Consider the following 14143-nt stretch of genomic DNA (forward strand, 5'->3'; position numbering starts at 1 on the left):
TGGTTGACAGTAGGGAGGGGCTATTGTGAAATTTCTGCGGCGCGCACGGAGAGGGTGTTAAAGGCGACTTGGACTGAGCCATCCTCTGAGCCGCTGGCGGCAAAGCCGAGGTGACCTGATGAGAATCGGCCGTCTTCCCCCTCAGCGACCAGTTGATTATTGACATAAAGTGCTAAGTAGTCACCAGCACAGATGGCGCGTAAACTGTTGGTGCGCGCTCCCTGACGCACGGCACTGTGCGGTGTCCAATCTACGATGGGGGATGAGAGGTTGCGCTCAACTCGGCGAATCGAAACCAAGCCGTCCCCACTGATGAGGAAATAATAGCCATTGCGACTGTCGGCGTCGCTGGCGCGACACACCAGACCGTAGGCATTGTTTTGTTCGGACGAGAGTTGGCGCACGGCCGTTTCTAACACCACATCCTCATACTTTTCCTGGCCAAACCCCCACACGTACGCCGCTGAGTTGGAGCTGAGTTCATAGCCGTCATTGGTGAGCTGAACGGCCGTACCGCTTTCTACATCTAGCATTTCCGGCCAACTGCCAATTTCACTAAAATCCGTTTCCAACAAAAGCTCTTGCGTGGCGACATCTTCTGATGGCGCAGCAGCACAGCTTGCCAACGGCAACACAATCAAAAGAGCGAGAAGCAAGAAAATGAGTCGTCTTATTTGCATAAGAATCTAGAAAAATAGGAACACAGAGCTTCACGGAGAATATTCTCTTTTTCCTCTGTGCTCTACTTCGGCTTCGCTCAGCACAAGCCTGTGGCAAAAATTTTAATGATGGAACAGGCGCAGGCCGGTGAAGATGAGTGTCATGTGGTAGGCATCGGCAGCGGCAATCACGTCTTCATCCCGTACGGAGCCGCCCGGTTCCACCACATATTTAACCCCACTTCGGTACAATCGGTCAATATTGTCCCGGAATGGGAAGAAGGCATCGGAGCTGGCCGCCACGTTTTGTAGCTGATTCAGCCAATCTTGTCGTTCTGCAGCGGTGAGCAGGGTGGGCACTTTCTCAAACAGAGCTTCCCAGGACGGCCGTTCCACCTCACCAATCTCATCCAAAACGTACAGATCAATGGCGTTGTTCCGCACGGCGCGGGGCGTGCCTTCTTTAAACTGGAAGCTGAGAACGCGCGGGTGCTGGCGCAGCCACCAATTATCCGCCTTGTCACCTGCCAGCCGGGTGCAGTGAATGCGCGACTGCTGCCCCGCGCCCAAGCCAATCACCTGCCCGTTCAGCGCGTAGCAAACGGTGTTCGACTGGGCGTATTTGGTGGCAATGGTGGCCACGATGAGGTCACGCTGGGCGCTGTCTGGCAGTTCCTGGCTGGCAGAAACCACGTTCAGCAGCAGCGAGGCATTGATTTCGGCGTCGTTGCGCCGCTGGGAAAAGGTGATGCCAAACACCTCGCGCCGCTCCAGCAGTGGTGGTTGGTAAGTTGGGTCAATTTGGATGATGGGGTAACGGCCGTTTTTCTTCTTCTGCAAAATTTCCAATGCGTCAGGCTCATACCCAGGTGCAATCACGCCATCAGACACTTCGCGGGCGATAAGTCGCGCCGTCACCACGTCCACTGGGTCGCTCAGAGCCACCCAATCACCAAAGGAGGACATGCGATCGGCACCACGCGCCCGAGCGTAGGCGGTAGCCAACGGCGTCAGCTCCTCCAGCAAATCGTCCACAAAGCAGGCGCGAGCTTCTTGCTTGGTTAGCGGTACGGCCACGGCCGCTCCCGCCGGGCTAACGTGCTTAAACGAGGCGGCCGCAGGCAAATCCAGTGCTGCTTTTAGTTCTTGCACCAGCGGCCAGCCGCTGAGGGCGTCCAGCAAATTGATAGTACCTGGTGAGCCGTTGAGCACTTTTAAGGGCAGTTTCCCTTGCATGGTGTAAACCTGGGCAGGTATCTGGTGTGGATTGATGCCGTAACGCAGGGTGAGCTGACTTTGGCTATGGGGGAACTGTTGGCGGAGGAAATTGGCGATGGTGGTGTCGTAGACGGCCGTGTGTTGAAAAGCCTTCAGCGCCAACGTTTGCCGGGTGGTGAGGGTCGTGTTGCCCTGGCCGCGTAGCTCTGCTAGCACGGTACCGTAATCTGCAGGGTCACACAAAACGGTAACGCGCAGATGATTTTTGGCGGCTGCGCGCAGCAGCGTCACGCCGCCAATGTCAATCTGCTCCACGGCATCCGGCAGCGTGACGCCTTCTTTGGCAACGGTCTCCTGGAATGGGTACAGATTGCAAACGACCAAATCAATGTTGCTGTACCCTTGCGCTTTCATGTCGGCCTGATCGCTATCAATATTGCGGGCGAGGATGCCGCCATGCACGGCAGGATGCAGCGTTTTGACGCGCCCGCCCAGCATTTCGGGTGCCTGGGTCAAATCGGCCACGTCCTGCACGGTTAGGCCAGATTCACGAATTTTGCTGGCGGTGCCGCCACTGGCTATGAGCTGATAATCTAGCGCGTTGAGTGCCTCGGCCAGCTCGACTAGCCCGGTTTTGTCCGAAACAGAAAGCAATGCTTGCTTCTTCGTTGCCATCGAAAATGAACTCCTGTGGGAGGTGACTGTCACTGGCTGAAAAATTTTTCAATAACCAAACAACGCAGGCCAGTGACAGTCACCTTAGTTTCCAAAATTATAAATGAACGACCTGTGCGCGGCCGGGGCCAACGGAAACGGCCGTTACTGGAACCCCACCCTCTTTGGCCACAAAATGAATGTAATCTTGCGCTGCTTGAGGCAAATTTGCCAATTCGCGTACGCCCATCACATCCTCTTGCCAGCCAGGGTGCGTTTCATACACAGCTTGGCAGCGGCTCAGCGAGGGGATGTCGCTAGGGTAGAAATCAATCGTTTCGCCGTCTAATTGGTAGGCGTTGCACACGCGAATCTCATCCAGACCGCTTAAAATGTCTAGCTTGGTCAGCACCAGCTCGGTGAGGCCATTGATGCGAACTGCGTGGCGCAGCATCACCAAATCTAGCCAGCCCACGCGGCGAGGTCGCCCAGTGGTGGTGCCATACTCATCCCACGGCTTATCCCCCGTGCCGCGCAGTCGGTGCGCTAATTCACCATCCAGTTCTGACGGGAAGGGACCGCTACCCACGCGGCTGGTGAATGCCTTGGCAATGCCGATGACGCGCCCCACCATGCGTGGCCCCACGCCCAGCCCTACCAAAACGCCACCAGACGTTGGCGCAGAGCTGGTAACAAATGGATATGTGCCGTGATCCAAATCTAAAAATGTGCCTTGTGCACCTTCGGCTAGGACGGAACGGCCGTCTTTCAAAGCCGCATCCAAAAATACAGACCCATACACCAAATGCTCCCGCAACTGTTGAGCAAATTGTGCATACTCAGCCGCTACCGCATCTGCATCCAATGGTTCTGCGTCGTAAATTTTGGTGAGCACCTCATTCTTTTCAGCGATGTGGGCCTGAATTTGGTCGGCCAGCTCTTCCGGGTTGGCAAACAGTTCAGCCCGCAGGCCGATGCGGCTGGTCTTGTCTGTATAGGCTGGCCCAATGCCGCGCAGCGTGGTGCCGATGGCATCGTTGCCGCGCCGCGCCTCTTTTGCTTTGTCCAAGGCGATATGCGCCGGAGTAATGAGGTGGGTGTTACGGCTGATCTTGAGCCTAGCCGAACCAACATCAATGCCACGGTCCGTGAGCATCGCCATTTCGCGTAGCAAAACGGCTGGGTTGAGCACCACGCCATTGCCAATGAGGCAAGTGGTGTTGGGATGAATGATGCCTGAGGGGATGAGGTGGAGCTTGAAAATGTCTCCCTGCACGGTGACCGTGTGTCCGGCGTTGTCGCCGCCGCTGTAGCGGGCTACGATGTCGGTTTGGGCGGCCAGCATGTCGGTGACGCGCCCTTTGCCTTCGTCGCCCCATTGAGCGCCAATAATCATGTCTAATGGCATGTTTTCCTCCTGAAGTTTGCCAAAAATAGATGTACCCGACCAGCCGGGAGAATTTTCCCTGTGGTCGGGCACATTTTAGTTGCGATCAAGTATTTTTATAGCCATGAATCTACCGCATCTAATTAGCAAATGTGCGGACGGTAATTTCTGGCAATAGGATGGACTGCTTGATTCAGTTATTAGGCAGTTGCTCTATTGCGAACAAATTATAGCAGAAAAGTTAGCCTTTCAATTGGGCAAAGTTGCCTAATTCCTGCCCAACAAATTTGTAGCCGAAGATTCTTTTTGCGCTTCGACTTGTGACATGGCTCTGCGCTGCCTACTTTGCAGGGAAACGGCCATTTCCCACACAATCTATTCAGGCCAGCCACAGCCGCGATTTAGAATATCTGCCCACAGCAGGAAGTCACCCACCCCAATTTGAACAACCTCTTTCTAAAAATGTGGTCTCATTCCAGGTATCGGCAGACCAACTAAGATTGATTCTACTTGTAATATAGTTCTTAATACTTCCGGTCTCAGTCACTTTGATTACAACACATAATGATTGATCTACCCTTGGGTTTGCTGGTTCCGCTTTTTCTACTGAAATAACCTCAAAATTGTAATTCGGATCCGAAAAAGCCCCCCCCAATTTTTCTGCGATAGCATCTTTCGCCTCAGATGGCAAGCTGCTGCCACAAGCAACAAGGCCAAAGATAGTTAGTAAAAACAAAACAATAATACGTTTCATAAGCATCCTCCTAAATTAAATATCGCTTTCTTCAATATCAGATTATGGTTGATCAACGCCTAACTTTTCTTCTAATTCTTTCAATTCAAGCTGTTCTTTAGTTAAGGCGATCCTTTCCCGTTCATTTTCTAATTGCATCTTTTCCCGCTCCAGGGTGAAACGCTCAACACCTGTTCCGGCGTGGGCTTCGGCGAGCGCGAAACCTCACCTGGCTGCGGCCTCGGCGTCCCGCCGCGCCGCCCACTTCGCAATCTTGAACGCTTGGATTTTAGCATAAGTTAGGAGGGATACGGCCGTTTCACCCAAACAGTCGCTGCTCACCACACAATTCATTCAGGCCGAAAAATGGCACGGCGAAGACGCCGCCCACAGCACACAGAGAAGGCCTGCCCATAGCAGGGGACGCTAGCTTTTGGGCACTTTTCGAGCTAGATTGCGTTCAAAAACGGCCGTTTCAACAACTAACAGGCAACAGATAACAAATAACGTTTTCTGCTCTTTTATGCGTGTTCTGCAAGTTCATGTATCATGAGGAAATATACATTTAGAAAGGAGGTTAGCAATGGATGATTATTATTCAACGGTTTGGGTTCACGGGACATCAGTGCGTGTAGAGTATGAAGATCGCATTGAGAATTTTAACCTAAAGGGATGGGGGGCACATTTTTGGGGAGAGGGTTGGTCTGATAATTGGTTCCATTTTTCAATTCCTAACATTCGCCTCCCTTTGGATAACGATGATTCCACCCAACGGCCGAAAAAAGTGTTGTTGAAAAATGTTTATGTTTTTTACGAAAAACCGTTGGATTTCACGATGATTACGGCCGTTCATATTTATGATGGCCGTAATAAAGTAAAGTCGTTTGATGGTCTCCCTCTTTTGGAAAGTGGTGGCAACCATAGCCAATCTATTGACGAGTACAATAGCTGGGAAATTGATCCAGCGATTGAAATAAAGTATGGTCTTGGCATTTCGGTTGGTGTTAAGTTTGTTGTGCCGCCTGAGGCGAGTGGCCCGGCGGATATTCTGTTTACAACTGCAGGTGCGCGATTCGTCGTGGTCTAGTTACGATTTGTTGCCCCCCTTGCTGCGGCCCGGTCTTCGGCAAGCGTGAAACCTCACCCGGCTGCGGCTTGGCATCCTCGCCGCGCCGCCTACTTTGCAATCTTGAACGCTTGGATTTTAGCATGAGTTTGGATGGAAACGGTTAATCAGTCTCTACTCACCTCACGACCCATTCAGGTTGGAAGGTGGCACGGCCAGAGGCCGGCCACAGCGCAGCGGTTTAGTAGTGGACGTTGACGAGGGTACCGATGGTGGCGAAGTTGTAGAGCCAGGCGGCATCATTGGTTTCGAGGTTGACGCAGCCGTGGCTCATGGGGGTGCCAAAGTTGCTGTGCCAAAAGGTGCCATGCAGGGCGTAATCCTGGTAGAAGTACATGACATAGGGGACATTTTCTAAATAGTAGTCGTAGCCGAGGAGACGGCCGTCCATCGTTTGGCTTTCATACTCCAGCCAGATGCGGAACTGACCGGTGACGGTGGGATGCTCCCAGGTGCCGCTGGAAATGAGCGTGGTGAACACAGCGATGTCCCCTTCGTAGGCAGTGAGGGTTTGGGTGGTTAGGTTCACGTCAATCCAGCGCTCGTTGAGGCCAACGCCAAACGGCCGTACCGCATCCTGGTAATTTGGATTTACAAAGGTGGGAATGACGGTAGGGGTTGGCGTGGGCGTGGGCGACGGAGTAGGGGTAACTGTCCAGGTGGGGCGAGGCTGATCACTGCCGATGTTGGCAATTTGTTTGGCAGGCACGTAGGGTTGCGGCGTTTGCGTGGCGGTGACTTTGGCGGGAACGGCTGCTGCCACATCAGGGTTGTCTGCTTTGGTTTGGTTGTTGTTGGTGAGGCTGCTGGCGAGAACGGCCGTATCTACCATTGGTTCAGCGGCAGCAGGCTGGAAATATTGCCAGGCGTAAACGCCGCCCATACCCAATAGCAACACAACCAGGGCAATGGCCAGCCAGCGAGCCAATTGCGGCCAGCGGCGTTTATGGTCTTCGGCAGGAATGGTAATTGCTGCGGGTGCTACCTGCTCGGTGCTTGACAACCGTTTTTCGGCCCAGCGGCGAGCTTTTTGCACGGTAACATTGTTGGGTGCCAACATGTCGGCCCGGTTTACGTACTCCAGACTGGCCTGCGGCGTAGGGGCGACGCTGGCCAACCAAAGCCAGCCTCGGTAATCTTGTGGGTCTTGGCGGACGGCTTGTTGCAGCAGCCGTCTGGCTTGGGCGTGATTTTTTTGCTGAACGGCCGTTTTTGCCCGGTTCAGCAGCAAATCAATGGTGCCTAACTGTTGTGCATTGCTCATGGTGCATTGTCCAGAAAACATTGAATGCCGCTCAAAATGCCCGCTGCCGGAACATCGGCGTTGTTGGTGAGCAGATCACGATCCAGATACATAAAACCAATTTCGATGATGATGGCAGGAACGCCTTCGGGCAAGGTGCGGAAGGCATGATAGTCTGTCATGTGGAGGGTGATCGTGTTGGCATGGTAAGAAAGCTGTGTGGCCTGTTGGTAGGCGTTTTCCATGCAGCTTTGCAGCAATGTAGAGTCGGTGTGGCCAGAGGCAGCTACTTTGTACCCCGTAGCCAAATCGTTGAAGTAGCTGCAAGAGTCGGCGTGAATGGAGATAACGGCCGTTCCGCCATAGTTGCTCAAGCGCGGATCAAACTCATCTAAAATGTCGGCGTGAATGCCCTGTGCCAATAAGGCCCCAGCTACTTTTTCAGCAATGTTGAGGTTCACGTCGGCTTCGGTTAATCCATCCTCACACACGGCACCGCTATCGCTGCCTTTATGCCCAGAAATAAGGCCGATGCGAATGGGGCCGGGGCTTTGCGGCAGCCGCTGCAAGACGGGCTTGGCTGGCACTGGCTTGTAAAATGGGGCAGAAAGGGAACTGCGGCTGCTGTTGGCAATCATTTCGGCCGTGGCTTCTGGCGGGCTAAAAAACCAGTAGGTTAGCCCCATGCCCACAAAAGCCACCAGCAAAAAAACAACGATGGGCAAATTCCGCCCCAGCAGGCGAACCCAATCAAACGATTCATTTTCCCAGCCGTTGTCCCGAAAATCTGAGTGCATACGGTTTTTACATTAGCCACAGAGTTCACAGAGAGGTTTGAGGCGATGGTTCTGTTTCTTCTCAAATTTCTCTTTTTCTCTGAAGCTGTTTCTAAGTTGCTGATCTTATGTCTATATTTTACACGAAACGGTGCAGGATGAAAATGAGAGAATTGTGGCAAAATTTTATATGAATCTAACGGTAAATTTACTGCACTCATCGTAAGCTATGGATGAGAGAACGTCCCAAATTGGGATGGCCTTGATAAAAATAAAATGAATTTGTCACCTTTTTGTTACAATATGGCTCTAGTAAGTAGCGGACAAATCGCAAACAGGTAGGATTTAACAGCTTTGCCCGATCAGTGGAGTAAATTATCTGCCAGCGATTTGTTTGGAACGGCCGTTGGAGTAAACCATGAGTGAGTTAGCGCAACTCGTACACACTGCCCGCAGTGGCAGAGCAAAAAAAGAGAGCCGACAGCAGGCTTTTGCAGAACTGGTAAGCCAATTTTATGAAAACGCCTTTCGCTGGGCATTTTCGCGGCTGTGCGATGCCGATTTGGCACAAGATGCCGTGCAGGAAGCCTTTGTTGTTGCTTACCAAAAGCTGCATCAGCTACAGCAGCCGGAGGCGTTTGCCGGGTGGTTTAAGCAAATTGTGCTTAGCCAAACGTACCGACTGCTGCGGGATACACGGCCGTTGACCCAAGCCATCAATCTCACACAAGAGATCATGACATCGGAACCAGGTCCCGTAGCCTTGGTAGAAAATGATGAACTAAAGGCGCGGGTGATGACGGCCGTACAAGCCTTGCCCGAAAAGGAAAAGGTAGTTACCCAACTGTTTTATCTGAACGGTTACTCCCAAAAAGAGATAGCCCGCCTGCTGGAGCTACCGCTGACTACCGTAAAAAAGCGGCTGCAATACGCTCGGCGCAACCTGCGCGGCATCCTGGTTAGCATGATGGATGCTTTTGTACCAGAACCAGAGCCTGCACCAGCTCCCGTGCCCATTCCCGTTCGTTCCCGGCCATCTTATCCGCCAGAGCCATCGGACTGGTAAAATTAACACGAAAAGAAAGCTGAGTACGCTTGAAACGTCTCTGGTTTAAGCGTACAATGGTTTGACATTTTCGGGTAATAATTAGAGAGTAGATATTATGGAAGAGCAACCAAATGACAATCGCCCATCGGTGCCGACCTGGGTGTGGATTATAACAATTTTTGCCGTCATCGTGGGTTTGCAGCTACTGTTTAGCGGCAGTTTTAGAACAGAAGAAATCAGCCAGCAGCAATTCTTTGCCTTGGTGCAAAACGGTAATGTAGATGTCATTGAACTGAGCGGTGATCGGTTAGAGGCATACCGCGATGATGCCGGTGACGAATTGGTCTCCGTGGGTGTCACCACCAAAGACAGCCAAAGTTCGCTGGAAGATGTCTTGGAATTCAACGGGCTGGATAATACTGCCTTAGAAGACCTTGATGTAGAAGTGCAGGTGCGGAACCTGTCGCTACGCAACAATGTCGTTAGCATTTTGTTTACCATTGGCCCCGTTTTGCTGCTAATCTGGATTTTCAGCCGGGGCTTCCGGCAGATGCAGGGCGGTGGTGGCAACAGTATTTTTGGATTCGGCCGTAGCCGTGCCAAAAACCTGAGTGATGCTGATCGCCCAACCGTGACGTTTGACGATGTTGCCGGGGTGGATGAAGCAAAGCTAGAGCTTGCCGAAGTGGTGCAATTCCTGCGCGAACCGGAGAAATTTGTGCAGGTTGGCGCACGAATTCCCAAGGGTGTGCTGATGGTTGGCCCACCCGGAACCGGTAAAACGTTGCTGGCACGGGCTGTTGCTGGTGAAGCGGGTGTGCCGTTCTTCCATATTTCTGGCTCAGAATTTGTAGAGATGTTTGTCGGTGTGGGGGCCAGCCGCGTGCGCGACTTGTTTGAAAAAGCCAAACAGTCAGCTCCCTCCATTGTCTTTGTGGACGAAATTGATGCAGTGGGTCGGCAGCGTGGCGCTGGCTTAGGCGGTGGTCATGATGAGCGTGAGCAAACCCTCAACCAAATCCTGGTAGAGATGGACGGTTTTGACAATGATACGAATGTAATTGTGATGGCAGCGACTAACCGGGCAGACATTTTAGACCCGGCGCTTCTCCGACCCGGCCGTTTTGACCGCAAAGTGTATGTAGATCTGCCAGACGTGCGGGGCCGCGAGAAGATTTTGGAGGTTCATGCGCGGGGCAAACCGATCAGCAATGAAGTAGAGTTAAAAGAGTTTGCCAAGCTCACGGCGGGTTTCTCTGGTGCAGATTTGGAAAACTTGCTCAACGAAGCGGCCATTTTTGCTGCGCGACGTGACCAGCGCACCATTGGGAATTTGGAATTTCAGGATGCGTTTGATCGCATTGCGTTAGGGCCAGAAAAGAAGAGCCATGTGATGACCCAGGAAGATAAGGAGACGGTGGCCTACCATGAGGCGGGCCACGCGGTTGTTAGCTTCCATTTGGCCAACACCGATCCCATCCAGAAAATTACAATTGTGCCGCGTGGCCGGGCTGGGGGATATGTGCTGCCGCTGCGCGAAGAGCGCTTGGTGTACACGCGCGACAAGTTTGAAGACCAAATTGCGATGGCTATGGGCGGTCGCGCCGCCGAAGAAGTTTTCTTTGGCCAGATTACGACCGGTGCAGCTTCTGATTTGCAGCAGTCTACCCGCTGGGCGCGAGCGATGGTGATGAATTATGGGATGTCTTCATCGCTAGGGTTGCCCACCTATGGTGACCAAAGCAGCAATCCATTTGTGGGGCGCGATTATGGCTTTGGCATGGGACGCGACTATAGCGAGGAAGCGGCGAAGGCCATTGATGAAGAGGTTCGCCTCATCCTAGACCATAACTATAAGCGGGCCAAGCAAATCATTGAGGACAATCGGGACAAGATGGTGGCGTTGGCCAATGCGCTGATGGAAATTGAAACGATGGATCGCAGTACGTTTGAGAAGTTGATGAATGAGGCGTTTGCGGTTCAATCTGATGATGAGAAACCGGATAGTGACGAGCTGACGGATGCGCTGGTTGAAGAAGTAATACCCTCCTCTGACTAAATTTTTGGTCATTGGCACCTAAATTTTTGAAGGCAGCCTCCTCACTTTCTTGGGTGGGGAGGCTTTTTTTGTAATTTGTTATGACAGTACGCTTTCGCCGTATGGGGCGGCAATATGAATCAGACTCGGATGCGGAGGCCAAGCGGCTGAACCGGGAGAGTTTGCACACGTTCGGGCGGCTATTGAGGTATGTACGGCCGTATCGCAACCAAATGATCTTCTCTATCATCCTGCTGTTGTTTAGTACGCTGCTGGGATTGGTGTTGCCGCTAGTCGTGCAAAATTTGGTGGATGTGGTGCTGATTGACAGAAACCTGACCCGGCTGAACCAGCTTGCTGTTGGGCTGTTTGTGGTGTTTATTGTGCAGGCGCTGTTTAACTTTGGCCATCGGCTGACGCTGGCCTTTGTGGGTGAGAAGGTAATTGCCCATATTCGGGTGCAGATTTACACGCATTTGCAATCCTTGTCGCTGAAATATTTTGCGGATCATCGGACGGGCGAGGTAGTTTCTCGCCTGACGAATGATGTGTCTCAACTGCAAACGGCCGTTACCGACAATCTCGTGGCGCTGCTGCGACAAGCCATCACCTTGATAGGAGCCGCCATTTTGCTGTTTTGGCTCAACTGGCGACTGACGCTCATCATTCTCACGGGCATTCCCATCATTTCGCTGACGATGGTGTTCTTGGGGCGGCAGATTCGCAAAGCAGCGAAGGCGGTGCAGGATGCCCTGGCAGAGTCGGCCAACGTGGTGGAAGAAACGGTGAGCGGTATTCGCATAGTGAAGTCCTTTGTGCGGGAGTCGCATGAAATCGGCCGTTTTTCGGCGCGGGTCAATGACGTATATGAAGCGGCAATGTGGCGCGCCAAAATTGGGGCGGTGCTGGGGCCAACCATCGGCTTTATGGCCTTTGCCTCCATTACGCTGACGCTTTGGTTTGGCAGCTTTGAGGTGATTGAAGGGCGACTCTCGGCTGGTGGGCTTGTTGCGTACCTGGTGTACACGATGATGGTAGCGGCACCGATTGCCTCGCTGGCCGGGCTGTATGCTCAGTTCCAATCAGCGCTGGGGGCTACGGAGCGGCTGTTTGAACTGCTGGACACGCCCGCAGACATTGCTGACGGCAGCGACGCAACTGATTTGCCGCCAGTTTCCGGGCGAGTTGAATTTGATGCGGTGGATTTTGATTACACAACGGCCGTTTCTATCTTAAAGCAGGTCTCGTTTGTGGCCGAACCGGGGCAGGTGGTGGCGCTGGTGGGGCCGAGCGGCGCAGGCAAGAGTACGCTGGTGAATCTGATTCCTCGCTTTTATGATGTGGGTAACGGCCGTATTCTCATTGATGATCATGACGTGCGCGACGTAACCATCAAGGGTTTGCGCCAGCAGATTGGCATTGTGCCGCAAGAGACGATTTTATTTTCTGACACGGTGCTAGAAAACATTCGCTATGGTAATCTGGAGGCGACGCAGGCTGAGATTGAAGCTGCCGCCATTGCCGCCAACGCGCACGAATTCATCCTGCACGATTTGCCCGACGGCTACCAGACAATGGTGGGCGAGCGCGGCGTGAAGCTAAGTGGCGGCCAGCGGCAGCGGGTGGCCATCGCCCGCGCCATTTTGAAAGACCCGCGCATCCTTATTTTAGATGAAGCAACTTCCTCATTAGACAGCGAGAGTGAGAGTTTGGTGCAGGAGGCGTTGGAGCGGTTAATGAACGGCCGTACCTCCTTCGTCATCGCCCACCGCCTGAGCACCGTGATTAACGCCGACTGGGTGCTGGTGCTGGACGAGGGGCGTGTGGTAGAGCAGGGAACCCACAGCGAGTTGCTGCAAAACCCCGACGGCCTGTATTATCGCCTTTACCAGATGCAATTTTCAACAAATGGAGATTGGAGATTAGAGACTGGAGATTGAAAACAATCTTTAACCTCCAGTCTGCAATCTCTTTGAAAAATGGATTTTTGAATGGAGAACAACCCAATCCTCGAACGCAACTACCCCGCTGATGTAGAGATTGTGCCGGTAAACGGCCGTGAGTTCATCCTCATCGGCACGGCGCACATTTCCCAGGAATCAACCGACCTAGTTCGTGCCGTCATTGAGCAAGAACGCCCGGATGTGGTTTGCGTAGAGCTAGACGAGCAACGTTACAAAACATTGTCTGAAAAAACCAAGTGGGAAAATCTTGACCTCAAGCAGATCATTCGCCAACGGCAATTGATGACGCTGCTTGTAAATTTGCTCCTTTCCTCTTACCAAAAGCGATTGGGCAAGCAGCTAGGTGTTGCCCCGGGCACGGAGCTTCTGGAAGCCACCAAAGTAGCGCAAGAAATGAATATTCCGCTGGCGTTGGTAGACCGGGATGTACGCATTACCCTACGCCGCGCCTGGAACAGCATGAGCTTTTGGGAAAAAATGAAGTTGCTCAGTTCTGGCTTTGTGGGGGCAATGGAAGGCGAAGAAATCTCTGAAGAGATGCTAAGCGAAATTCGCCAATCGGACGTGCTTACGGAGCTGATGAACGAGCTGGGTGAATTCATGCCTGTGTTAAAAGGCGTTTTGATTGATGAGCGCGACACCTACATTGCCCAAAAAACGCGGGATGCCGTTGGCGACAAAGTGGTTTCTGTAGTTGGGGCAGGCCATCTGAAAGGCATTAAGCAGGCGTTGCTAGAAAATCGCAATGAAGATTTGAGCCTCATCGAAGAAGTGCCGCCGCCATCGCCAGTCGGCAAGATTATTGGCTGGGGGATTCCTGCGTTGATTATTGGGATGCTTGTGTACATTGGCGTGACGCAAGGGGCGGAAGCGGCCGGAGACAATTTGTTGTACTGGTTTTTAGTGAACGGCATTCCCAGCGCGATTGGTGCGCTGCTGGCATTTGCCCATCCGTTCACCATCGCCATTTCCTTTTTTGGTGCGCCGCTTACTAGCCTAACACCTGTGATTGGCGCAGGCTACGTGGCGGCCTTCGTGCAGGCGTATTTTGCGCCGCCCGTGGTGCGTGAGTTCCAATCGGTGGGGGATGACATTAGTCAATGGCGCAAATGGTGGCGGAACAAGCTGCTGCGGGTGCTGCTGGTGTTTATTCTCACCAGCCTGGGCAGCATTGTTGGTACCTACCTCGGCGCAGCAGAAATAATCTCGAATTTATTTTAATTTAGCCACAGATTGCACGGATTTTTGGGATTCTCTCTTATTTCTCTGTGATCTCTGTGGCAAAAAAGGAATCTGT

Annotated in this window: 12 protein-coding genes; 5 read left to right on the forward strand and 7 right to left on the reverse strand. The window is 52.7% G+C overall.

Going from position 1 to position 14143, the window contains the following annotated elements; translation table 11 throughout:
* Positions 1-20 precede the first annotated feature (20 nt).
* The 5 genes from ACOQPM_RS23895 to ACOQPM_RS23915 all read right to left on the reverse strand — a co-directional run bounded on the left by ACOQPM_RS23895 (position 21) and on the right by ACOQPM_RS23915 (position 5005).
* Positions 21-680 (reverse strand): hypothetical protein, encoded by a 660-nt coding sequence (locus ACOQPM_RS23895; RefSeq protein ID WP_420630903.1) that lies wholly within the window; start codon positions 678-680, stop codon positions 21-23.
* Between the two features lie 102 nt (positions 681-782).
* Entirely contained in the window at positions 783-2552 is a 1770-nt protein-coding gene (gene purH / locus ACOQPM_RS23900; protein WP_420630904.1) for a bifunctional phosphoribosylaminoimidazolecarboxamide formyltransferase/IMP cyclohydrolase, read from the reverse strand.
* Between the two features lie 97 nt (positions 2553-2649).
* Positions 2650-3939 (reverse strand): adenylosuccinate synthase, encoded by a 1290-nt coding sequence (locus ACOQPM_RS23905; RefSeq protein WP_420630905.1) that lies wholly within the window; start codon positions 3937-3939, stop codon positions 2650-2652.
* A 406-nt stretch (positions 3940-4345) separates the two neighbouring features.
* On the reverse strand, positions 4346-4672 hold the full coding sequence (locus tag ACOQPM_RS23910) for a hypothetical protein (protein WP_420630906.1): 327 nt from the start codon (positions 4670-4672) through the stop codon (positions 4346-4348).
* Between the two features lie 204 nt (positions 4673-4876).
* Positions 4877-5005 carry a hypothetical protein gene (locus ACOQPM_RS23915; RefSeq protein WP_420630907.1) on the reverse strand — a complete coding sequence of 43 codons (129 nt, stop codon included), beginning with the start codon at positions 5003-5005 and terminating at the stop codon, positions 4877-4879.
* A 229-nt stretch (positions 5006-5234) separates the two neighbouring features.
* On the opposite strand from ACOQPM_RS23915, the gene ACOQPM_RS23920 reads away from it, so the two are divergent.
* Positions 5235-5738, forward strand: coding sequence for a hypothetical protein (locus ACOQPM_RS23920; RefSeq protein WP_420630908.1), 504 nt, complete (start codon positions 5235-5237; stop codon positions 5736-5738).
* Positions 5739-5958: 220 nt separating this feature from the next.
* On the opposite strand, the gene ACOQPM_RS23925 is transcribed toward ACOQPM_RS23920, so the two are convergent.
* A complete protein-coding gene (locus ACOQPM_RS23925) occupies positions 5959-7041 on the reverse strand; it encodes a L,D-transpeptidase family protein (protein WP_420630909.1) in 1083 nt (360 codons plus the stop codon).
* Positions 7038-7817 carry an N-acetylmuramoyl-L-alanine amidase family protein gene (locus ACOQPM_RS23930; protein WP_420630910.1) on the reverse strand — a complete coding sequence of 260 codons (780 nt, stop codon included), beginning with the start codon at positions 7815-7817 and terminating at the stop codon, positions 7038-7040. The genes ACOQPM_RS23925 and ACOQPM_RS23930 overlap by 4 nt, the downstream gene beginning before the upstream one ends.
* A 397-nt stretch (positions 7818-8214) precedes the next feature.
* Between ACOQPM_RS23930 and ACOQPM_RS23935 the strand changes: the two genes are divergently transcribed.
* The 4 genes from ACOQPM_RS23935 to ACOQPM_RS23950 all read left to right on the forward strand — a co-directional run bounded on the left by ACOQPM_RS23935 (position 8215) and on the right by ACOQPM_RS23950 (position 14067).
* The gene (locus ACOQPM_RS23935; RefSeq protein WP_420630911.1) at positions 8215-8862 is read left to right on the forward strand and encodes an RNA polymerase sigma factor; all 648 of its coding nucleotides are present in this window, start codon (positions 8215-8217) and stop codon (positions 8860-8862) included.
* 97 nt (positions 8863-8959) lie between these two features.
* Positions 8960-10903 (forward strand): ATP-dependent zinc metalloprotease FtsH, encoded by a 1944-nt coding sequence (gene ftsH / locus ACOQPM_RS23940; protein ID WP_420630912.1) that lies wholly within the window; start codon positions 8960-8962, stop codon positions 10901-10903.
* Positions 10904-10983: 80 nt separating this feature from the next.
* Positions 10984-12822 (forward strand): ABC transporter ATP-binding protein, encoded by a 1839-nt coding sequence (locus ACOQPM_RS23945; RefSeq protein ID WP_420630913.1) that lies wholly within the window; start codon positions 10984-10986, stop codon positions 12820-12822.
* Between the two features lie 51 nt (positions 12823-12873).
* Positions 12874-14067, forward strand: coding sequence for a TraB/GumN family protein (locus tag ACOQPM_RS23950; protein WP_420630914.1), 1194 nt, complete (start codon positions 12874-12876; stop codon positions 14065-14067).
* The last annotated feature ends 76 nt before the right edge of the window (positions 14068-14143 follow it).

This window comes from Candidatus Leptofilum sp. (assembly GCF_965223525.1).
GTDB lineage: Bacteria > Chloroflexota > Anaerolineae > Promineifilales > Promineifilaceae > Leptofilum.

Bases quoted from the DNA above. Each gene is read 5' to 3' on its own strand.
- ACOQPM_RS23895 (WP_420630903.1), bottom strand. From the start codon at position 680: ATGCAAATAAGACGACTCATTTTCTTGCTTCTCGCTCTTTTGATTGTG.
- purH (WP_420630904.1), bottom strand. From the start codon at position 2,552: ATGGCAACGAAGAAGCAAGCATTGCTTTCTGTTTCGGACAAAACCGGG.
- ACOQPM_RS23905 (WP_420630905.1), bottom strand. From the start codon at position 3,939: ATGCCATTAGACATGATTATTGGCGCTCAATGGGGCGACGAAGGCAAA.
- ACOQPM_RS23910 (WP_420630906.1), bottom strand. From the start codon at position 4,672: ATGAAACGTATTATTGTTTTGTTTTTACTAACTATCTTTGGCCTTGTT.
- ACOQPM_RS23915 (WP_420630907.1), bottom strand. From the start codon at position 5,005: ATGAATTGTGTGGTGAGCAGCGACTGTTTGGGTGAAACGGCCGTATCC.
- ACOQPM_RS23920 (WP_420630908.1), top strand. From the start codon at position 5,235: ATGGATGATTATTATTCAACGGTTTGGGTTCACGGGACATCAGTGCGT.
- ACOQPM_RS23925 (WP_420630909.1), bottom strand. From the start codon at position 7,041: ATGAGCAATGCACAACAGTTAGGCACCATTGATTTGCTGCTGAACCGG.
- ACOQPM_RS23930 (WP_420630910.1), bottom strand. From the start codon at position 7,817: ATGCACTCAGATTTTCGGGACAACGGCTGGGAAAATGAATCGTTTGAT.
- ACOQPM_RS23935 (WP_420630911.1), top strand. From the start codon at position 8,215: ATGAGTGAGTTAGCGCAACTCGTACACACTGCCCGCAGTGGCAGAGCA.
- ftsH (WP_420630912.1), top strand. From the start codon at position 8,960: ATGGAAGAGCAACCAAATGACAATCGCCCATCGGTGCCGACCTGGGTG.
- ACOQPM_RS23945 (WP_420630913.1), top strand. From the start codon at position 10,984: ATGACAGTACGCTTTCGCCGTATGGGGCGGCAATATGAATCAGACTCG.
- ACOQPM_RS23950 (WP_420630914.1), top strand. From the start codon at position 12,874: ATGGAGAACAACCCAATCCTCGAACGCAACTACCCCGCTGATGTAGAG.